The organism is Bacteroidales bacterium, from assembly GCA_031276035.1.
Taxonomy (GTDB): domain Bacteria; phylum Bacteroidota; class Bacteroidia; order Bacteroidales; family BM520; genus RGIG7150.
In genome coordinates this window covers 1-21,320 of record JAISNV010000033.1, presented here as the reverse complement: position 1 = coordinate 21,320, position 21,320 = coordinate 1, and the positions used below count along the sequence as shown (strand labels likewise).

Genomic DNA, 21,320 nt, shown 5'->3' with positions numbered 1-21,320 from the left:
GATAACATTATGGAAAACAAACTTCTTTCACTGTTGATTAATAATGATATTCAATCGGCAGCAGAATTATTTATGAGCTTAAGTAATGACGACCTCACTAATGAATTACAAAATATTACCCAATATCTTATCGAAACAAAAAATGACGATATTATTGATAATGTAATAAAGATGACGGAAGTTGATACTGCTGATGAAATAAATGTCATACTCAAAGTACTTTTCGACTTCTGCGCAGCATTAATTAATGCTTATATTGATGACGAAGAAACATATATTATAAAAACTTCTATCCTAAATTTGTACAAAGGATTGGATGAACCTCTGTATAAATTATATAAATCCGATGAAAATTATTATAGAGACGATATTGTTAATTGGCATATAGAATTCGGCAGATATAGTTTTATCTTCAATGATAATATCGAGGCAATAAAACAATGGGAAACCGCGAAGAAGCTTTGTGTGAAATATTTGAATATTGAAGACAATGAAACGCTTTTATCGTCATTATATCTTATATATTTCAATCTCGGTTTAGCATATAAAGAAACGAATGATAAAGAAAAATCTCTCTATAATTTTTTACCCTATCTGCATAATTTGGAAAACAGTAAAAATTATTCCGATAATGATGAATTAGATTTGGATTTAGCTTTTGTATATAAAAGTATTGCCGTTGTTTGTGCAGAAGAAAATAAAGATTATTATTTATTTAACGCATTAACAGCTTATTATAATTTTTATAATAAAAACGCTAATAATAAAGGCGTTCAGCCTGTTGTTGATAATATTCAAGAAGTTCTTGATGAGCTGGCAAGTTATTACGGTTCGAACAGTGACTATACGCACCAATATGTTATTCTAAAATTAAAATTCGATTTTTCAACTAAAGATCTTCAGATAGATTCTACCAATATCTATACAATGGTTCATTATATGTCTGCAGGTTACGATTTCTGTAACTTTTTAATTTTGAATCAGGATTTGTTTGAGGAAAGAAGAATCGAAATGTACCATGAAGAAAGTAAGACGTATAGTGAAAAGATTAAAGTTCCATTGGACGAAAACAAAATTTATGATTATTTGTTGGAATATTATAATAATGTAAAGTCTCTATATGTTAAATATGATGATAATGATATTTCATTAGGATTCATTGATACTAACTTACTCTTGGGAAAATATAATTATTCTCATAAAGATTTTCAAAAAGCACTGATTTATCTTTCTCAATGTGAGGATATAATTAGAGAATATTTAAAAGATGAAGCTAATGATGTTGACTATCTCGATAAACTGTATATCTTATTAGCATGCAAGAGAAACATCTATGCCGAAAACGGTAATGTGAATGATAATTTTGAGGCTATTTATGAAGCGGTTACTGAAATGATAGAAATTAAGACATCTATGTTGGAAGAAGATTATACCGACGAATTTTTGATTGAAGACCTTGCCTCTGCATATATTGATGCAATAGATTTTTGCAAGAAATATAATCTTATGGCCATGACGGAAATGCTCAGTGAAGAATATGAAGAATTTAAAAATGATATGCAATGAACGAAGACATAAATTCAGATAATATTAAAAACTTTGAAAAGGAAATCTTTTCTTACGATATGGATTTTTTTAATGGTTTGGCAGGTATAACTGTTGATATCCTCGCAAAAAATAATGATTTGAAGTCGGCACTGGACTTAATTTATATGTATCAACAAACGGCACAGAAAGCAGATCCGGAAGATAATAAAATATACAAGGAATATTATGAAAAAGCCTATGCCTTATGTAATGATTATCTTACAATTTATAAAGATGAGCCTGAATTGTTGAAAAATCGTGCCGATTGTGCAAAAGAATTAGGTGTTTTATTTTGTGTCGAAAATAAATATAATGATGCATTAAAATATTTGGATGTTTACAATAATTATATTTTCGGAACCGATATAAAGTACAATAAGCAAAATGTAAATGATATATGCTTGCTTATGAAAAACAAATACTTAGCATATTATGGTTTAAGAGATTATCCCAGCGCGTATAATTTTTTAGATTCTTTATTGGAGTGGAAATATTATGAATATTCTTTTGATGTTGATGATAAAGAAACTGCAAAAGAAATAGATGAAATAGTGACAACGATATATAAAGTCTACCCTTCTGAAAATTTATTCGCAAGAGGCAAATTAATTATGACAAAAGGACTCGAAAGGATAGATATTACTGCGAGAAACAATAATCCTTTATCATTACTGATTCAGTTGCGTAGTAATATTATGTATGCCTATTTCTTATCCCATAATGATGCTTATCGTAATGAGTTTTATAATACAAGTATAAAATGTTTTAAACTTTCAGGACAATTAACTCCCGGAGTTCGTGATTATCAAGAAGATTGCTTGACAATATTCGGAGAGCTGTATGCTATTATTGCTTTTGCTATGAATGAAGCTTTCGGACTTGATTATGAATTTTTAAGATCATTTCAAAAAAGTATAAATGATACATTAGCATTTTTAGATTTAAAAAAGCATCCGCGAAAAAAAATTGTAGATTTGTATATAGAAATTCCTAAGATTTATGCCGAAGATATTAAAGGTAGTGAGGTGTATAAAAAGGAAAAAATTGATTTCGCTGCCGGAAGAATCAAAGATAACGATTGTTATTATATTAAATTGGTTAACTACTTTAATAGTATTGCTTTCTTTGTTGAATGCAAACTTTAATTTCTAACACAACAAAACTTTAATCGAATTATGACTGAGCATTTAATTTCTTTATTAAACAATAATAATTATTTAGAAGCTATTAATTATTTTTTATCCTTAGAAGAAGATGAAAGTGATGAGATTTCAGAAATATTAGCCGAAGAAATAGTCAAAGACAATTCTTTGATTGATAAAATGATAAAACTTGCTGTTATTGATACTGATAATAACAAAGTTTTCGATTATATTATTAATAATGTTTCGGATGCCTTATACGATTTATATGACGAGGATGAAGATGAAAATAATATTAAAGATCTGATTATAATTTTATTTCGAAAGTTGGAGAAAGAATTAGCAGTGTTTATTAATGCTGATAACTCTTTGTATTATAATAATATGAATGATTGGTTTCTTAAATACGGATTAATACGATATTATTTTGACGATTATAAAGAATCTATTAAAATATTTGAGTCGGGTATTAAATTTGTAAAAATCAAATATAATTCATATCCTTTTAATTCAGATGATTATGCTATGATAATGTTATTTCTCTTACATTATTATCTTGGATTAGTATATTCTAATGACGATAATAAAATCAAGTCTTTAGAACATTATTCGATTTATCTTTTAATGTGCCAAACATCAAATGATATTGATATAGAAAAATTAGCTGATATTTATTTAAAAATAAGCGATGTTTGTTCGGAGGATAACCGAGAACAATATCTGTTAAAATCGATTCATTACTATTCGGAAGCAATTCAAAGAGAATTGGAGAATTCCGGTCCTGAAGATCTTCTCGATGCGTATGAAAAAATCATTGAATATTACGATGAAAAAGATAATTATTCCGAAAAATATTTTTATTTGCAAAAACATTGTGAGTTGAGTGAAAAATATTTTAAAGAAAATGATTCTGATATCGACGCAATTGAAAAATATATGGATTCTATTAATGCAATTATTTTCTTTATTGTTTTTGATTTAGATAATGCAAAAGAAATGCTTGTAGAAGATAAAATGTTATCATCGAAAGAAATAACAATTCAAAACATTGTAGATGAAGTCCTTTTAAAAGAAATGCAAACTAAAGCAAAAAATGTTTTTGACGAATATGAAGAAGAGGAGGTAAATTCGGCATATGCTTATAGTAATTATTTAATCGGTACATATTATAAGTACGAAGAAGACAGAAAAAATACAGAAAAGTTTTTGGGAATAAGTGAAGATTTATACAAAAAACTGATTGATGATACAGAAGATCAGGATTATTATGATAATCTGTATGATGTTTATGAAAATTATAGAGATTTTTATCAAAATATTGACCAAGAGAAACATGCTCTGAAGTATTTAGATAAAATGATTCAGCTTAGATTAGATTTATATGATGAGAATCCTGATGATGAAGATGCAAAAGATAATTTGGCGAATGCTTATTATGATGCAAGCGAATTCTGTGATTTAATAGGAAAGGATAAACTAGGTCAAAAATATATGATAGAATTTGAAAATTACAGCGAATAATTAAAATCTGAATACTCATGGATATAAATAAATACAAATATTTCACAGATAACATAAATTATATATACGAAAATAAGGATATTGAATTTATAAACAAAATAGAGTCCCTTGAAGTAATAGTTAAGAATTTAATTAACGAAATTGCCTTTGAGTCGGATGGTGTACTTGCTTATATATGTCTTGTATATTGTTATGAATGTATTATTTGTTTATATGAAGAGAGAAATCTGCATAAAGATATGATCGAATTAGGAGAAAAAGCGGTGTGTTTATGTGAAGATGCATCCCTTCTTTTCCCTGATGAAATATTTTTCAAAAAAAGTGAATCAAGATTGACATACATTCTTGGTAGAATTTTTAATGTAATTACAGAAACAGCCGATTCTATTAAATATTTTAAGAAGTTTTTGTCTATTGAAATAAATATGCCTGATAATGAAACAACTATTGATAGTTATTATTGTAGAAAAATTAATATTGCGGCATATCTAATACATATGTATTCAGTTGATTTAAAGTTACTTGATGAAGCAAAAGAGTGTTTGGAGATTGCTGTCGATTGGAAATTGAAAGAATTTTTACACGATATTGAGAATATTTCTGTATATGATGAGATGTTTGATCAATACTTAGATTATGCTGTTAATTATTTTATGAAAAATAATGATAAAGAAAGTGTTAATAAAATTTTGTATAATTCGGCTTTAGCTATAGAAAAAGAATATCTAAAGGATTCAAGCGGTAATCATCTTATTTTGTATTTGTGTGCTTTAAATATAACAGCAAGGTATGCTGCTTTTTTAATAGATAATGATTATTCGGATATTGATTATTATGTAGGTTTAACATTAACAAGATCAATGGAATTGCCTGGTAATTTAGTAGCAGAATATGGGGATCAATTATTTGGATTACTCAAAGTGGTTTACGGTGGTGTAGTTTGTCCCTTTTTGATAAAGAATAAAATTGAGTTTAATTTTATGAATAAACTTTATAACAGTTTGGAATATACCTTTAAGCTTTGGGATGATTATTATCAAGCTTTAGTGGTATATAAGACTATATACCAAATGTTAGTAAATGTTTTTGATGAACATATTGTTGCTTCAAAAGAATTTGCTGCTGAAGAACTTGCTCAATATGATGGACGGAAATCTTACGGTTCGAGTGAATTTATTAAGTTACATGATAAATATCATAATTTAGCCAACCAAATTGATTTGAAAATTAAATATATAGAATAAAATAATCAATAAACATTTACAATATTATAGATAAATTTTCTTTGATCGTATTCTTTATTCATCAATTTATATAACTCGAAAAGAATAGGGAAGTCGTTTTCAGGAAAATCAACAATTTTGTCTTTCTTCAATACATTATAGAAAATATTTAAAGAACGCTTTCCTTCAAGCACTATGTTGTCGGAAACAAGATCCTTGATAAATCCTTTACCGATAAACAATCCCATTGTTCTGTTTCTGCTAAGGTCGTTTAAAGACGTAAGAAGAAAATCACCATAGCCGCAATATTTAAAAATTGTTTCTTCGGAGCCTCCGAATGTGACGAGAGCTTTACGTAATTCGTTAAAAACTTTTGTTGAAACTAAAAAGCGTACGTTTGCAGAATCATAGTGCGCATCAACAACACCGATAATAATTGAATAAATATTCTTCATAATACTCAGTAATTCAACTCCGAGAATATCATTGGTATAATCGAAACGAATATTGGTATGCTGAGCATAAAGTTTGAATATTTCGTAATTCTGAATATTTTCAGTGCCGAAAGTATAACCTGTCGGCATGTTGTTCATCACTTCTATAGCAAATGATGGGCCTTTCATGGCAGCTATCGGATTTATATAATTTTCTGCAATGTATTGAGAAATAATAACTTCTCCTTCGCCGAAACCCTTTGCTAAATTAACAATTATTGCGTCGTCAGGAATAAATTCTTTTAAACTGTCTAAATATGAAATGATTGCAGATGAGGGAATTGCCAACAATATTGCCGACGCTTTTTTTAGTATATTATTATTTGTAGTAGCTTTTAATTGCGGATATAATTGAATGTTTGGAAAGTATACAGTATTAACGCCTTTTTGGTTAATACTTTCTACCACTTCCGTTTCGATAGATAAAAGTCGTACAACAATATCCGGATTTTTACTGAAAGCATTAGCTAATGCCGTACCGAAAGTTCCGGCGCCAATTATCACTATTAGTGGTTTGCCATTATTTTCTTCCATAATTTAGATTATAAACGGGATAAATATAAATTGCAAAATTAGTAAATTTCAACTATATTTGCAATTGATATTTGATTGTATGGAAGATATTAATTTTGATGATATTAGACCGTATTTCGATGAAGAAATACCTGAAGCGATGCAAAAATTAGCTGAGGATAAAAATCTTTATGAGGTTTTTAAATACGTTTTTCCGCATCATCCCGCAGAAAAAATTAAAAACATAGTTCTTCAGATAAAAACTATCGATCAAATGCAGCGACGAGTGATGTTTCCTGTTGTTATGCAACTGATGAGCAAAACTTCTACCGGTTTAAGCAGCGACGGTATAAAATATTTGGATCATTCAAAAGCTAATTTATTTATTAGTAATCACAGAGATATAGTTTTAGATACGGGAATTTTGCAGATTATTTTAGTTCAAAATAAATTTAATACAACCGGCATAACTTTCGGAGATAATTTATTAATGTCTGAAATGATTCGGATTATTGCAAAATCCAATAAACTTTTTATTGCATATAGAGGTAAAGATATGAAAGAGTTTTGGAATCGTTCTTCCAAAATGTCTCGTTATATTAGATATCAGATTACCAAGATGAATCAATCGGTATGGATTGCGCAACGAAACGGCAGAACAAAGGATGGAGATGATAAAACCGATCAAGGCGTAATTAAAATGTTCAATATGAGTAGTTCCGGAGATTTTGTTAAAGACCTTCTCGAACTGAATATTACTCCCTGCGCTGTTTCTTATGAATATGAACCTTGTGATTTTTTAAAAACTTTCGAATTATATTTGACGAGGCGCGGTCCGTACGAAAAACATGAAGATGAAGATTTAAACAGTATTCTTGCAGGTCTAACACAGAATAAAGGAAAAATCCATTTTGCTTTTGCTAAACCACTTACCGAAACCGAAATAGTTGAAGCCGACAGTTATACGAAGAATGACAAATACAGGTTTATAGCAAACCTTATTGATGAAAGAATACATGCTAATTTTAAATTATGGAAGAATAATTATATTGCTCACGATATAATAAATAATTCGGATACTTATTTCGAATATTATTCATTAAGTGAAAAGGAAGATTTTATTAATTATATGAATAAAGGATTTAATGACATTTTGGAAAAGGGATTTTATGGCCGAAAAGATTTTGCTCTTGATGAACTGAAAGAAATTTTTCTAAATATTTATGCTAACCCGATTAAAAACAAAAAATAATTGTTATGAATAACAAATATCAAAAATCTGTTGACTACATTAAATCAAAAATAAATTATCAACCTCATATTGCCATTATTCTTGGTAGTGGCTTGCACAGCTTGGGCGAAAATATTGATAATCCGGTTGTTATTCCTTATGCTGATATACCGGAATTTCCTGTTTCAACAGCTCCTGGGCACAAAGGGAATTTGATTTTCGGACAAATTCATGGCGTAAATGTTGTTATTATGCAAGGAAGATTTCATTTTTATGAAGGCTATCCGATGACTGTTGTTACTTATCCTGTCCGAGTTTTTTCACTTCTTGGAGTTAAATATCTGTTTGTTACAAATGCAGCCGGCGGAATTAATAAAAATTTCGGAGTAGGAGATATAATGCTTATAAATGATCATATTTGTATGACGCAAAATCCGCTTATAGGTAAAAACCTTGATGAATTTGGTGAGAGATTTCCTGACATGACTGTTCCCTATGATAAGGAATTGCGTAATATAGCATTGGAAGTTGCAAGAGGAGAGAGTATTGATTTGAAACAAGGAGTTTATATAGGAGTTACCGGTCCTTCGTTTGAAACAATTGCCGAAGTTAACTTCTTCCGTACTGTCGGTGCTGATGCTGTCGGAATGTCAACAGTTCCTGAAGTCATTGTGGCTCGCCATTGCGGCATGAAAGTTTTTGGCATGTCTATGATTACAAATGCAGCTGCAATGGAAGATGCATCCGTTTTAAACGACGGTGCCGATGTTCTTTACCAAGCCGATAAGGAAGCAAACAGAATGGAAAAAATTGTTCGTGAAATGATTAAAAGAATTAAAAGTTAAGACCTAAATTCTTTTTTATTTTATACTTTTCAATAGCTTATCACAGAGATTCCGGTTTAATTATTATTCTTTATTGCATCCCGTTTTCTTTCATTAGGATCAAGAATAATCTTTCTTATACGTAAATGTTTTGGCGTAATCTCCAAATATTCGTCATTACCAATGTATTCCATATATTCTTCGAGCGACATCTTTATTGCCGGTGCAATGTGCGTTTTTTCATCGGAACCGGAAGCCCGCATATTGGTCAACTTTTTTGTAACTGTTACATTACAAACAATGTCGGTAGAATGACTATGAACTCCTATTACCTGTCCTTCGTAAACATCATCATTCGGTTCAATAAAGAAGCTGCCTCTGTCTTGAAGTTTGTTTATGGAATAAGCGATTGCGGTGCCGGTATCTTTGGCAATTATTGCACCTGTATGTTTTATTCCTATATCACCTTTCCAAGGTTCAAAACTATTAAAACGATGTGACATTATTGCTTCTCCTTCGGAAACGGTTAAAACATTGTTCCTTAATCCTATAATTCCTCTCGAAGGAATATGAAAATCCAATTGTATTCTATCGTTTTTAGTTTCAATGCCAACAATCTCGCCTTTTCGTTGTGTGACCTGCTCAATAACTTTTCCGGAAAAATCTTCAGGAACTAAAATCGTCAACTCCTCAATAGGTTCACATAGTGACCCGTCTATTTCCTTGGTAACAACCTTAGGCTGACCGACTTGTAATTCAAAACCCTCACGTCTCATAGTTTCAATAAGAATTGATAAGTGTAAAACACCTCTTCCATATACAATATATGAATCGGGTGAATTTGTCTCTTCAATTCTTAAAGCAAGATTTTTTTCAGCTTCTTTATACAAACGTTCTCTTAAATTACGAGAGGTTACATACTTGCCGTCTCTTCCGTAAAACGGTGAATTATTTATTGTAAAGAGCATGCTCATAGTCGGTTCATCCACCTTGATCGGTTTCAAAGGTTCCGGGTTATCAATATCCGCAATAGTATCTCCTATGTCAAAACCTTCGGGACCTAGTAATGCACATATTTCACCACCTTCAATAGGCGTTTTTATCTTTTCTTTAGCCAAACCTTCAAAAACATAAAGTTCTTTTATTTTTGATTTCACAATACTGCCGTCTCTTTTTACCAGAGAAACATCTTGTCCCATACATATTGTACCGCGGTTCAATCTTCCTACAGCAATTCGTCCCAAGTATGAAGAATAATCAAGTGATGATATCATAAGCTGAAGATTTCCTTCTTGTATGGGTTTGGGTTGAATGTTTTTAATGATTGAATCCATTAAATATGCAATATCGGAAGTCGGGTTTTTATAATCCGGTCCCATCCAGCCATGTTTTGCCGAGCCGTAAACAGTATCAAAATCCAATTGTTCTTCCGAGGCACCAAGATTAAACATTAAGTCAAATACAGCTTCCTGAACTTCATCGGGCTTACAATTAGGTTTATCAACCTTATTAATTACTAATATTGGTTTTAGATTAAGTTCGATAGCTTTTTGCAAAACGAACCGTGTTTGCGGCATCGGACCTTCAAAAGCATCTACTACTAATAGAACGCCATCTGCCATATTTAAAATTCTTTCAACTTCACCACCGAAGTCACTATGACCGGGAGTATCTATGATGTTTATTTTTATATCATTATATCTTACCGAAACATTTTTCGACAATATCGTAATTCCTCGTTCACGTTCCAAATCATTATTATCAAGAATTAGGTCTTTCACCTCTTGATTTACTCTAAAAAGTTTTGCTTGATGTAGCATCCTGTCAACTAAAGTTGTTTTCCCATGATCAACGTGTGCGATAATAGCAACATTTACAATATTTTGCATAAAAATTTATTTCTTAAATTTCGGTTTGCAAAGATATAAAATATGTTATAATGCACAAAAAAATATCCATAAAATTATATAAAAATAATTCTATGGATAATCAAAATTGAAATTACTAACTTATTTTTTTAGTATTAAGAATAACATGTCTTCTATATTCAAATATTTTTTTATTAGGGTTATGGCTTGTTTATGTGTAACACTTTTAATAGTTGCAATGTCTTTCTCAACAAAGTTAAAAGGCAGTTCGTATGTTGAAATTTCAGTTAGTAAGGAATGGTAAGCAACTAATGTATCATAACTGCTATTCAATTTTCTGATAATTGCATTTTTGCTGTCTTTTAAATCTTTGGCAGTATAATTTTTTGAATAATTGGATATTATTCTCTTGACAATTGAAACTGCTTCGTCTATTACGGCGTTATTAATATTTGAACATCCGATGAAAGTTCCGAAAGTTTTATTTCCTGCAAATTCGGAGTAGATTCCGTAAGTGTAGCCGTGTTCCAGTCTTAATATTTTGAATAATTCGCTTGATGTGCCTTCACCTAATTTATAATTTATTAATGTTGCAGGAATATAGTCTTCATCTAAACGTGTAAGAGATTTTTCACCGAAATAAAGTACTGCCTGTTCGGCATTCGGATTGTTAATATAAATTGTTTTATCATGTTTTTTAGGGCTATAAATGGCTTTTGAAATTTTATCTACTTGAATTGGTTTCCAATTATTTTCCAATCCATGTATAAAATCAAGTACCGTATCCCGTTTAATATTACCGCTTATTATAAAATCACTTATAGTAGGGGAGAAATATTTGGAATAGTATTCTTGCAGATCTTTTAATTCTATTTTCTCAATAGACTCAATTGTACCTTCGTTTGGGAGAGCAATAGGATTGTTGCCGTAGATTGTTTCATAAAATTTATTATATGCGATTTTATTAGGATTATATTGGTCTTGCCTTAAGTTTGATATAATGTCTCTTTTAATTCTTTTAAAATCATCTTCATTCCATGATGGTTTGGTGATTATATCTTCTGCTATTGATAACAATTTGTTAAAATGTCTGCTAACACATTTCCCTGATAAAACACACCATTCCTTTCTGGCAATAAATACTAAATTAGCTCCGATTCCTCGTATTGCTCTCTCTAATTCTTCAGAATTCATTTTTGATGTACTTTCTCTAAGCAATCTTGTCGTTAAATTTGCGATACCGGGTTTGTTAATATCATCATCGAGAGTGCCGGCCTTAATAACAATTGAGAAATAAACAATAGGTAAACGTTGATCTTCGATTCCCATAACATTTATACCATTTCGTGTATAAACGCTCCATACTTTTGGTAATTTTAATGTATGAAGTGTAGATAATCTCGGTTCAGCGGAACGATCAATTCTTGAAGGTGTTTTTTTTATAATATGTTCAGGGTTTTTATGGCTTGTTTTTTTCGATATCGGTTCTTCAATAGGGGAATCAGTTATATCTGCCTTAACAGAATTATCAAGAACAAGATTCTGTTTTCCTAATGGAACAAAACAAGTAGCAATATAATTTTTATTTTTAAAGTATTTATTATAAACATTAATAATATCATCTTTTGTTACGGATTTTATCATTTGTAATTCTTTATATATCATTTTTGGAGAACCGCCGAAAGTGGTTGATTCCGCAAGACTTATAGCTTTATATAGATTGGAAGATAATCCGTCATAATATCTTGCTTCTGCTAAATTCTTAGCTGTTGCAATATCTTCGTCATTAATTTTATTATTTTCAAAATCATTAATGGTTTTATTAATGGAATTAAAAATCTTTTGTAGAGGAATATCACTATAAGCACGAACTTTGAAAATTATTTCACCGGCATGTTCTCTTAAATGATTGTTTATGGTTACGCTAGGTGCAAAATTTTCTTTTAATACTATCTCTTTGTATAGAGGTGAACTTTTTCCGTCACCTATTAAATCGCATAGAATATCTAAGGCATAAGCATCTTTAGAATAAAGTTTCGCACCGGGAAAAACAACGCGGAGTTCCGGCATGCTAATGAATTTATCTTCATAGTATAAACTTAAACTTTTATCAAGTTTTGCTGTTAAATCTTCTTTGACAACATCTTTTGCTATTCTTGGCTTTCTTATTTCTCCGAAATATTTTTCAACTAACGTTTTTGTTTTTTCTATGTCGATGTTGCCGCAGATAGCCAACGTAGCATTATTAGGTGAATAATATTTTTTGTAGAATTCTTTAATGTCATCTAAGGTAATTGACTTTAAATCTTCAACTTCACCTATAACGGTGCTGTGATAAGGATGTCCTTTGGGATATAAAGTTTTCTTTATTAAAGAATTAGTGTATCCATATGGTTTATTGTCAATTACTTGTCGCTTTTCGTTTATGACAATATCCAGTTCTCTGTATAAACCCCGCTGTGTTACGGTATTAATAAAATATCCCATTCTATCGGCTTCCATCCATAAAACCTTCTCTAAAGAATCATTGGGAACAATTTCGTAATAAATAGTACCATCTTCCCATGTTCCACCGTTAAAACTTCCGCCTAAATCATTAATCTTAGTAAAAAATTCATTAGGTTTTAAATTCTCGGATCCTTGAAACATCAGATGTTCAAATAGATGGGCAAACCCTGTTTTCCCAACTTTTTCTTTGGCAGAGCCTACATGATATAATGTGGCAAGAGCTACTGTGTGTGTAGATCTATCTTGATGAAGTATGACTTGCAAACCGTTTTTTAACCGATATTTTTCATACTGAATTTTAAAAGAATAATTCTTCCTCATTTTGTTTAATTTCTAATGTAATGAATAAATATTGTAAAAATATAGTGCAAATATAAACAATTTTGAAAAAATACATTAATTTTGCTAATTATCTTATTAAATTTGTCAATCAGATAATTTTATGATAATGCTTAAATAATTGTATTATAATCCTTTAGATGTGTATTTAATTTGATTTTTATATGAAAAAATTTTTGAATTTTTCTTTGTTCATCCTCTTATTTTCAATTTTTTTTGATTTATCAGCTCAAAAATATGCTGTATATTTCGCTGATAAAAGCAATTCTCCCTATAATATTGATAATCCCGAGGAATTTTTATCACAAAGGTCTATTGATAGACGAAATAGACACCAAGTAACTATTAATGAGCAAGATTTGCCTGTAAATCCTCAATATGTTCAACAATTAAAGAACCTTGGAGCTGAAGTTCCGTTTACAAGTAGATGGCTTAATTGTGCTTTGATCTCTTGTTCGGAAACTGCTATTAATCAAATAGAACAATTATCCTTTGTTAGTGAAATTATTTATGTAAGTCCGGAGTCGTATGGTGGCAAATCTCTTGAAGGGGATCTGCAATTCAATTTTTCAAACAAATTTGATATGGAGGAAGTGCTAAAGCCGATTGATTCAAAAAGTATTAATGAGGAGTATAGTTATGGCGCCGGATATAATCAGATTAATCAGATAAACGGTATTCCTGTTCATGAGAATGGGTTTACGGGAGATGGAGTATTGATTGCTGTTTTGGATGGTGGATTTAGAAATGTTAATTCTTTAAATGTATTTAGTAATATTATTACTGAAAATAGATTGGTTTTTGATTTGGACGTAGTTATTCCGAATGGAAATATTTATTCATCGAGTATTAGTGCTCACGGAACAAATGTTTTATCATGTATGTCTGCAAGTTCCGACAATCAATTTGTTGGAACGGCTCCCAAAGCTTCTTACGCTCTTATTAGAACAGAAGATACAAATACGGAATATCTTATTGAATGTTATAATTGGGTAGTTGGTGCAGAAGCTGCGGATAGTATTGGCGCTGATATTATAAATTCGTCATTAAGTTATTCTACTTTTAATGATTCTTCAATGGATTATACATATTCATCAATGGATGGAGAAACTGCAGTAGCTTCTTACGCCGCAAAGTTAGCTGTTGAAAAAGGTATTTTTGTTACATTAAGTGCAGGGAATTCTAATGGTACTACTTGGCCTTGGGTTGCATCTCCGGCGGATGCTGTATATGCGGCAACTATTGGTGCTGTAAATAGTTCAGGCGAAATCACATATTTTAGTTCGATAGGACCTAATGGGGCAGGGGTTCCTAAACCAAATACCCTGGCGGAAGGTAATAATGCTACTGTTTATAATGCAAATAACGGAAATATCAGCAGTGCTTCGGGTACCTCATTCTCAAGTCCGATAACATGTGGAATGTACGCCTGCCTAATCCAGGCTAATCCTTATATTCATCCGACAGTTTTACGTGATATTGTTGATGAAACCGGTAATAGATATCCTAACCATGATATTGCATACGGATATGGTATTCCTGATTTCGCGGCTGCTTTGGAAACAGTTATTTCAATGAATGTAATTGAAATAACAAATGTCGAAATTAACGATTTGCAGGGAAATAATGACGGTAAATTAAATGCTGGTGAAACTGTAACATTAAATATTACTGCAAAAAATAAAACATCGGAAGCATTAACTAATGTTAATGCAACACTTTCAACAGATAATGAAGACATTAATATTATTGATAATCTTGTTGAATTTGGAAATTTTTTGCCTAATGAAACTAAAACTATTACCAATGCCTTTACTTTTACATTAAGCGAAAATGCCATAGCCAATACAAGTATTAAATTTTGCATAACAGCTTCATTTGACGATAATGATATATATTGTGTCTTTTTTGTTAATACATACGGACATCATTTGCAATATCAATCTTTTGAAATACTTGACTATTCCGGAAATTCCAATAATATGTTTGATCCGGGTGAAACTGCAGATATTTTGGTTGATATTATTAATAATGGTAATGAGGCAGCTAATAATATTGTTGCCGTATTGTCTTCAAATTCAACCTATGTTACAATAAATTCCAATACTTTTAATATGGATGATGTTCTTGTTTCTCAGGTAAAACAAGCTGAATTTAATGTTAGTATTAGCAATTCGGCTCCTTCGGGAGCAATTAGTATTCCTTTCACCTTAACTCTTACTGATTCAGATGGAAAGATAAGCTATTGCAATTTTGTTTATAGTGATAAGTGCAATATTATTTTTGAACTTACTGATGAATATGGTGACGGATGGAATGGTGCTGCTATTATTATGTTTTTTGACAATGATTATGTAGAGTATATTACTTTTGATGATGGATATTTTGCTGAAATTCCGGTCGAGGCCCCTGTTAATACAAATATTGCTCTTTCTTGGCATGCGGGATTGTGGCATGATGATGAATGTTCGTTTGTGGTTAAATACGAAGACGGCCCGATAATATATGAATCTGACGTTGCTCCATCTGCAGGAGAATTTTATACTTTTCTAAATTATTGTGGAATTGAGTTGCCGGATCCTCCTTTACATGCTCCTCAATATGCCGTTCATTTTAAAGATAAAAATAACTCTCCATATACTATTAATGAACCCTTAAAATATTTATCTCAACGAGCAATCGACAGACGTAATAAATTCGGAATTGCTCTAACTGAAAATGATTTTCCGGTTAATCCGAATTATATATCGGAAGTTGAAACTACCGGTGCTTATGTTAGGTCTTCCAGTCGTTGGTCTAATAGTGTTCTTGTTTATGCTGAGGATGAAATGATTGAAGCTATTGGTAATTTGGATTTTGTAGAAAAAATAGTTTATGTAAAGCCTGCGGAAGGTAAATGTATTAAGCATGATATTCATCCGAAATGGGAAAATGTAAAAACTATAGAATCTATTTTGAATATAGATGAGAATTATAATTATGGTTCTGCTTTTGCTCAAATTAATCAATTAAATGGTATTACTGTCCATGAACAAGGCTTTACTGCTGAAGGAGTATTGATAGCTGTTTTGGATTCTGGATTTGAACATGTGGATGTTATAGATGGGTTTACTCATTTATTTGATTCTGAAAAAATATTATTAGCTATTGATGTTGTTGAACCCGGTAGAAACGTCTATGAAACTGGAATTCATAATCATGGCACCTCTGTTTTATCATGTATGGGCGGATATATTGATGGAAGTTATGTTGGTACTGCTCCAAACGCTTCTTATGCGTTAATCAGGACTGAAGATGCTCCTACAGAATATTTGATAGAAGAATATTTCTGGATGATTGGAGCCGAAATGGCAGATAGCCTGGGTGTAGATATTATTAATTCTTCATTGAGTTACAATACTTATGACGATCCTTCCATGGATCATCAGTATTCCGAAATGGATGGTAAAACCGCTGTTAGTTCTATAGCTGCAAAAATGGCTGTGGAACGTGGTATTTTTGTTACTATCAGTGCCGGTAACTCCAATGGAACAAGCTGGCCTTGGGTTGGAACCCCTTCCGATGTGCCTGAAGTACTTACCCTTGGAGCGGTTAATGCTAGCGGACAAATCGCTTCATTTAGCTCTATCGGACCTAATGGTGCCGGCGATCTTAAACCTAATGTTGTTGCCTGCGGGTCGTATGCGTCTGTAATTTCATCAGGCGGTAATATCGGCTATGCTTCCGGTACTTCTTTTTCAAGCCCGATTACTTGCGGAATGGTGGCATGTATTATAGGCGCTGCTTCGAATATTGCTCCGCCTGAAATTCTTGCTGCTGTCGAACAATCTGCGAATAGATATCCTAATCATGATATTGCTTATGGGTATGGCATTCCTGATTTTGGTAATGTGCTGGAAATATTGGATTTCCAATCAATCGACGATTATAATAATAGTTCAAAACTTATTATATATCCGAATCCGGTTGATGATAGAATATATGTGGAAAATAAAAGTATTACCATTAAATCAATAGAATTATATGATCTTGCGGGGAAATTAATTAAAAATGTTAATGTCAATAGTTCTTACGCTAGTGTAGATGTTAGAGGATTAAATAAGGGTATTTTCTTTGTTAAAGTGATGTATGATAATTCTTATACTGAAACTATTAAAATTGTGAAACAATAATTATGGTATTAGGAAATACTTTTGGGAAAAAATTTAAGATCAAAAGTTTTGGTAATTCACATGATAATGAATTAATACTTGAAATTTACGGAATGCCCGAAGGAATTCTTGTTGACTATGATTTAATTGCTGAAGATTTATTAAGGCGACGACCAAAATTTGATTTCGATACTCCGCGACAAGAGCAGGATGATTATATTATTATTCAAGGTGTTGAAAATAATATAACTAACGGACAAAATATTGTAATCAAAGTTAAAAACCAGCAGGGTGATAGTTCGGCTTATAAGTTTTATGATGGTGTTTTTCGTCCTTCTCATGCCGATTTTACCTGGGAAATTAAATATGGAGAGCCTTTACCTGCCGGTGGTGGAATTGTTTCCGCGCGTGAAACGGTTTTAAGGGTTATTGCCGGTGCTTTTGCTAAAATGTTTTTGAAGAAATATTATAATGATGTAATTAAATTTCAATCGTGGACCTTTTCCGTTGGAAATTTGATTCAGGCAAATTATTCTGAAGTATTGTCTGATGATTTTATTTATTATTTGAATGAAATTAGAAAGGAAGGTGATTCGATTGGAGGAAAAGTTCGTTGTATAATTAAAGGAATTCCGGCAGGATTGGGATGTCCTCCTTTTGATAAGATTCAAGCTCACTTTGCATATTCAATGATGACTATTCCGGCAGTAAAAGCCTTTGAAATTGGCAGGGGAGTGGAATCTTCATTAATGAAAGGTTCTGAGCATAATGACCCTTTCTATTTTGATAAAACCGAGAATAAAATAAAACCTGCTAAAAACGATGCCGGCGGCATCTTGGGCGGAATTACCTCAGGCGAGGATATTACAATAACCGTTTCATTCAAACCGATTTCTTCAATAAAAAAAGTTCAAAAAACAGTAAACAAAAGAGGCGAAGAATGTGAATTACAAATTAATGGAAATCATGATATTTGTCCGGCTGTTCGTGGTGCGGTTATAGTTGAAGCAATGGCGGCAATAACCTTAGCAGATTATATATTAGTAGAGAGTTGATAAATATCTGCAAAAAATTTAATAATTAATTGTTAATTATTAATTATTTTATATCTTTGCACTCGCTTTAAAAAGCTACCTGCGGATGTGGCGTAATTGGTAGCCGCGCTAGACTTAGGATCTAGTGTCGAGAGACGTGGGGGTTCGAGTCCCTTCATCCGCACTGATGTCGGAAGACAAAAGCCGACAAAAATAAGACAAAGCCTACAAGTTCAATACTTTGTAGGCTTTTTTCATTCTCGGTTGGCTGCAAAAAAAGACAAAAAATGGACAAAAAAAGACAGATTTCTGTCGCTAAATCGTAACCTACGCGAACGAATTTCAAATAGGTTACGATTTGTCCGTTTTTGGCGCACTTTTGTCCAAATTTGGCTATCTCTATATTCTTCATTATAAGCTTATTAATATTAATTTTGTATCACTAAAACAGGTTACGAATGAAGAGTACATTTAACATCCTTTTTTACCTAAAAAGGAACGGTCTGAAACAAGACGGAGGCATGCCTATTTATGGCAGAATTACAGTGAACGGAAAGTCCGTTCAATTTACAGCAAAAGTTGATGTAAATCCTGACTTATGGAATGTAAAAGCAGGAAAAGCAATCGGCAGAACAAAAGAAATTCAGGAAGTTAATGCTATTTTAGATAGTATTAGAGTTACAATGACAAAAATTTATCGAGATTTGCGAGAACGTGAAACCGATGTTACTCCTGAAAAAATCAAAAACATTTTCTTCGGTACTGATGAAAATCAAATGACATTGTTGCAATTGTTCACAAAGTACAATGAAGATTTCAAAAGTATGATTGGAATTTCAAAAAGCATGAGTTCTTATCAAAAGTATGTAAGCACAAAAAATCGAGTTGAACAGTTTCTTAAAGATAAGTACAAATTATCCGACATCGCCCTAAAAGACGTGAATTATCTTTTTATACATGACTTCGACATTTATCTGAAGACGGTTTGCCGTTATCCTCAAAACAGTACGGCAAAACACATGCAACGCCTTAAAACGATTATGATTTTGGCAAGGAACAACGAATACATTTACGATGACCCTTTTGCCAAATACAAAGTTCATTTCGATAGAGTTGATAGAGGCTATTTAACCTTGGAGGAAATCGAAACCATCATGGAGAAAAAATTCAAGACAAAACGGCTTGAACAAGTGCGGGATATATTCATTTTCAGCTGTTATACCGGGCTTGCTTACGTTGATGTAAGTAATTTGAGAGAGAAAAATATCCGTACTTCTTTTGACGGAAAACTTTGGATTATGACTAAACGGCAGAAAACGAACATACAATCTAATATTCCCTTACTGGATGTAGCAAAACAGATTTTGGACAAATATGCCGATACTTTACCCGATGGAAAGGTATTGCCGATTCTTACCAATCAAAAGATGAATGCTTATTTGAAAGAAATTGGAGATGTATGCGGTATAGACAAGAATCTCACATTCCACCTCGCCCGGCACACGTTCGCAACTTCGGTTACATTGGCTAAAGGAGTTCCTATTGAATCCGTTTCAAAAATGTTGGGACACACCAATATCAAAACCACTCAAATTTACGCCCGGATTACAGACGGAAAAGTTGGAAGTGATATGGCGATTCTTGCTGAAAAATTGGACAAGAAAGTCATGAAACCAATCTCAAACTTAGATACATCTTTTGAATGTCTATCCTTAAAGGAAAAAATGTCTTTGTTTAATCTCCCACAAATATTATCTGATGACCCGGAAAGAATGCACCGAATAGCAAAAATGTGGTACGGTCTGACTGACGAGGAAAAATATTTCGTGTGGACAAATACTTTCGATGTTCCCAATCAAAGTAAAAACACAAGAGAATCTCAATTTGCTTGTTAGGAGGAATTTTCAAAGTCGAAAATTTCGACCTTGAAATTTAAGAGAGTTAGAATTATTCTGGCTCTCTTTATTTTTATCCGATTATCTTATTCCTTATCGCTTTTCTTCCCATTTCTCTTTTTGTAAATCGCTCCCCATAAGCGGTCTTAGAGGTCGGTTTGTTTCCATTTCAATATGCAAAAGTAGTATCCGGTTTCTACGGCTTTTCAAGTTCGAGCCTGCGGTTTGTTCAAAAAATCTCCACACCATTCGGGTTGTATTTTTCTCCAAAAACTTGACAATCCTAAAACCTACACTTTTCCGGCATATATGAAACGAAACGACCGACCCGACAGAAAGACGCATTAAAAAAAAGTCGGATTTACGAGAAACAGGAATAAAAGATATGAAACTCACTCCCTCTCCTCTGAATCCGCATTAAACAAGAAAAAATCAAGATATGGAGACAATAGATTTAAACGAAGCAAGAATTTACGTAGGTACATACGCAAAATACAACAACGGTTCAATTTTCGGCAAATGGTTTGACCTTTCCGATTTTTCGGACAAAGACGATTTTATGACAGCCTGTGCGGAACTCCACAAGGACGAAACAGACCCCGAATTTATGTTCCAAGATTGGGAAAATATACCCGATGAGCTAATCGGCGAAAGTTGGTTATCCGACAACTTTTTTGAGGTAAAAGAAGCAGTTGAAAACTTGAATAATGATGAACAGGAAGCCTTTTTAATATGGTGTACGCATTGTTCGCACAACCTTTCAAGCAAAGATATTAACGAGTTGATTTCTTCTTTTCAAGATGATTATCAAGGTAAATTTGACGATGAAGAAGATTACGCCTATCACATTGTAGAAGAATGCTACAATCTCCCAAAATTCGCTTTGGATTATTTCGATTACGAGAAATTTGGCAGAGACCTTTTTATGTGTGATTATTGGTTTGAAGACGGTTTTGTATTTCATATCTCTTGATTTTTTAATAGGGCGGA

At 32.0% G+C, this 21,320-nt stretch carries 13 protein-coding genes and 1 tRNA gene; 11 read left to right on the top strand and 3 right to left on the bottom strand.

The features are described from left to right. Window positions 1-9: 9 nt before the first annotated feature. Genes LBP67_08190 through LBP67_08175 form a run of 4 tightly spaced genes read left to right on the top strand, consistent with a single transcriptional unit; the run spans window position 10 to window position 5,494 of the window. Window positions 10-1,566 (top strand): hypothetical protein, encoded by a 1,557-nt coding sequence (locus LBP67_08190; protein MDR2084957.1) that lies wholly within the window; start codon window positions 10-12, stop codon window positions 1,564-1,566. Next, the gene (locus LBP67_08185; GenBank protein ID MDR2084956.1) at window positions 1,563-2,732 is read left to right on the top strand and encodes a hypothetical protein; all 1,170 of its coding nucleotides are present in this window, start codon (window positions 1,563-1,565) and stop codon (window positions 2,730-2,732) included. Before LBP67_08190 ends, LBP67_08185 begins: the two co-directional genes overlap by 4 nt. Window positions 2,733-2,762: 30 nt before the next feature. After that, window positions 2,763-4,250, top strand: coding sequence for a hypothetical protein (locus LBP67_08180; GenBank protein MDR2084955.1), 1,488 nt, complete (start codon window positions 2,763-2,765; stop codon window positions 4,248-4,250). 17 nt (window positions 4,251-4,267) lie between these two features. After that, window positions 4,268-5,494, top strand: coding sequence for a hypothetical protein (locus LBP67_08175; GenBank protein MDR2084954.1), 1,227 nt, complete (start codon window positions 4,268-4,270; stop codon window positions 5,492-5,494). 5 nt (window positions 5,495-5,499) lie between these two features. Here LBP67_08175 and LBP67_08170 read toward each other — a convergent pair whose 3' ends face one another. Next, the gene (locus LBP67_08170) at window positions 5,500-6,501 is read right to left on the bottom strand and encodes an NAD(P)-binding domain-containing protein (protein ID MDR2084953.1); all 1,002 of its coding nucleotides are present in this window, start codon (window positions 6,499-6,501) and stop codon (window positions 5,500-5,502) included. A gap of 79 nt (window positions 6,502-6,580) precedes the next feature. Between LBP67_08170 and LBP67_08165 the strand changes: the two genes are divergently transcribed. Both LBP67_08165 and LBP67_08160 read left to right on the top strand, forming a co-directional pair. After that, window positions 6,581-7,732 carry an acyltransferase gene (locus LBP67_08165; GenBank protein MDR2084952.1) on the top strand — a complete coding sequence of 384 codons (1,152 nt, stop codon included), beginning with the start codon at window positions 6,581-6,583 and terminating at the stop codon, window positions 7,730-7,732. Window positions 7,733-7,737: 5 nt separating this feature from the next. Further along, window positions 7,738-8,556, top strand: a complete 819-nt coding sequence (locus LBP67_08160) for a purine-nucleoside phosphorylase (protein MDR2084951.1) — start codon at window positions 7,738-7,740, stop codon at window positions 8,554-8,556. 56 nt (window positions 8,557-8,612) lie between these two features. Here the strand turns inward: LBP67_08160 and typA are convergent, their stop codons facing one another. Together typA and LBP67_08150 are read right to left on the bottom strand one after the other, a co-directional pair. Beyond that, window positions 8,613-10,424 (bottom strand): translational GTPase TypA, encoded by a 1,812-nt coding sequence (gene typA / locus LBP67_08155; GenBank protein ID MDR2084950.1) that lies wholly within the window; start codon window positions 10,422-10,424, stop codon window positions 8,613-8,615. A 120-nt stretch (window positions 10,425-10,544) separates the two neighbouring features. After that, window positions 10,545-13,232 carry an insulinase family protein gene (locus LBP67_08150; protein MDR2084949.1) on the bottom strand — a complete coding sequence of 896 codons (2,688 nt, stop codon included), beginning with the start codon at window positions 13,230-13,232 and terminating at the stop codon, window positions 10,545-10,547. Between the two features lie 182 nt (window positions 13,233-13,414). On the opposite strand from LBP67_08150, the gene LBP67_08145 reads away from it, so the two are divergent. The 5 genes from LBP67_08145 to LBP67_08125 all read left to right on the top strand — a co-directional run bounded on the left by LBP67_08145 (window position 13,415) and on the right by LBP67_08125 (window position 21,303). Next, complete coding sequence (locus tag LBP67_08145) at window positions 13,415-17,422, top strand: S8 family serine peptidase (protein MDR2084948.1); 4,008 nt, start codon at window positions 13,415-13,417, stop codon at window positions 17,420-17,422. Window positions 17,423-17,424: 2 nt separating this feature from the next. Further along, window positions 17,425-18,456: a chorismate synthase gene (aroC, locus tag LBP67_08140; GenBank protein MDR2084947.1), complete on the top strand. Its 1,032-nt coding sequence runs from the start codon at window positions 17,425-17,427 to the stop codon at window positions 18,454-18,456. Window positions 18,457-18,537: 81 nt separating this feature from the next. Next, window positions 18,538-18,619: transfer RNA gene (locus LBP67_08135), tRNA-Leu, on the top strand. 274 nt (window positions 18,620-18,893) lie between these two features. Next, the gene (locus tag LBP67_08130) at window positions 18,894-20,330 is read left to right on the top strand and encodes a site-specific integrase (protein MDR2084946.1); all 1,437 of its coding nucleotides are present in this window, start codon (window positions 18,894-18,896) and stop codon (window positions 20,328-20,330) included. Window positions 20,331-20,769: 439 nt separating this feature from the next. Further along, a complete protein-coding gene (locus LBP67_08125) occupies window positions 20,770-21,303 on the top strand; it encodes an antirestriction protein ArdA (GenBank protein ID MDR2084945.1) in 534 nt (177 codons plus the stop codon). Window positions 21,304-21,320: the final 17 nt, after the last annotated feature.

What these genes read in the sequence shown, in the direction of transcription:
- typA (MDR2084950.1), bottom strand. Translation starts at nt 10,424, where the DNA reads ATGCAAAATATTGTAAATGTTGCTATTATCGCACACGTTGATCATGGG.
- LBP67_08185 (MDR2084956.1), top strand. Translation starts at nt 1,563, where the DNA reads ATGAACGAAGACATAAATTCAGATAATATTAAAAACTTTGAAAAGGAA.
- LBP67_08130 (MDR2084946.1), top strand. Translation starts at nt 18,894, where the DNA reads ATGAAGAGTACATTTAACATCCTTTTTTACCTAAAAAGGAACGGTCTG.
- LBP67_08170 (MDR2084953.1), bottom strand. Translation starts at nt 6,501, where the DNA reads ATGGAAGAAAATAATGGCAAACCACTAATAGTGATAATTGGCGCCGGA.
- LBP67_08190 (MDR2084957.1), top strand. Translation starts at nt 10, where the DNA reads ATGGAAAACAAACTTCTTTCACTGTTGATTAATAATGATATTCAATCG.
- LBP67_08175 (MDR2084954.1), top strand. Translation starts at nt 4,268, where the DNA reads ATGGATATAAATAAATACAAATATTTCACAGATAACATAAATTATATA.
- LBP67_08165 (MDR2084952.1), top strand. Translation starts at nt 6,581, where the DNA reads ATGGAAGATATTAATTTTGATGATATTAGACCGTATTTCGATGAAGAA.
- LBP67_08180 (MDR2084955.1), top strand. Translation starts at nt 2,763, where the DNA reads ATGACTGAGCATTTAATTTCTTTATTAAACAATAATAATTATTTAGAA.
- aroC (MDR2084947.1), top strand. Translation starts at nt 17,425, where the DNA reads ATGGTATTAGGAAATACTTTTGGGAAAAAATTTAAGATCAAAAGTTTT.
- LBP67_08125 (MDR2084945.1), top strand. Translation starts at nt 20,770, where the DNA reads ATGGAGACAATAGATTTAAACGAAGCAAGAATTTACGTAGGTACATAC.
- LBP67_08145 (MDR2084948.1), top strand. Translation starts at nt 13,415, where the DNA reads ATGAAAAAATTTTTGAATTTTTCTTTGTTCATCCTCTTATTTTCAATT.
- LBP67_08150 (MDR2084949.1), bottom strand. Translation starts at nt 13,232, where the DNA reads ATGAGGAAGAATTATTCTTTTAAAATTCAGTATGAAAAATATCGGTTA.
- LBP67_08160 (MDR2084951.1), top strand. Translation starts at nt 7,738, where the DNA reads ATGAATAACAAATATCAAAAATCTGTTGACTACATTAAATCAAAAATA.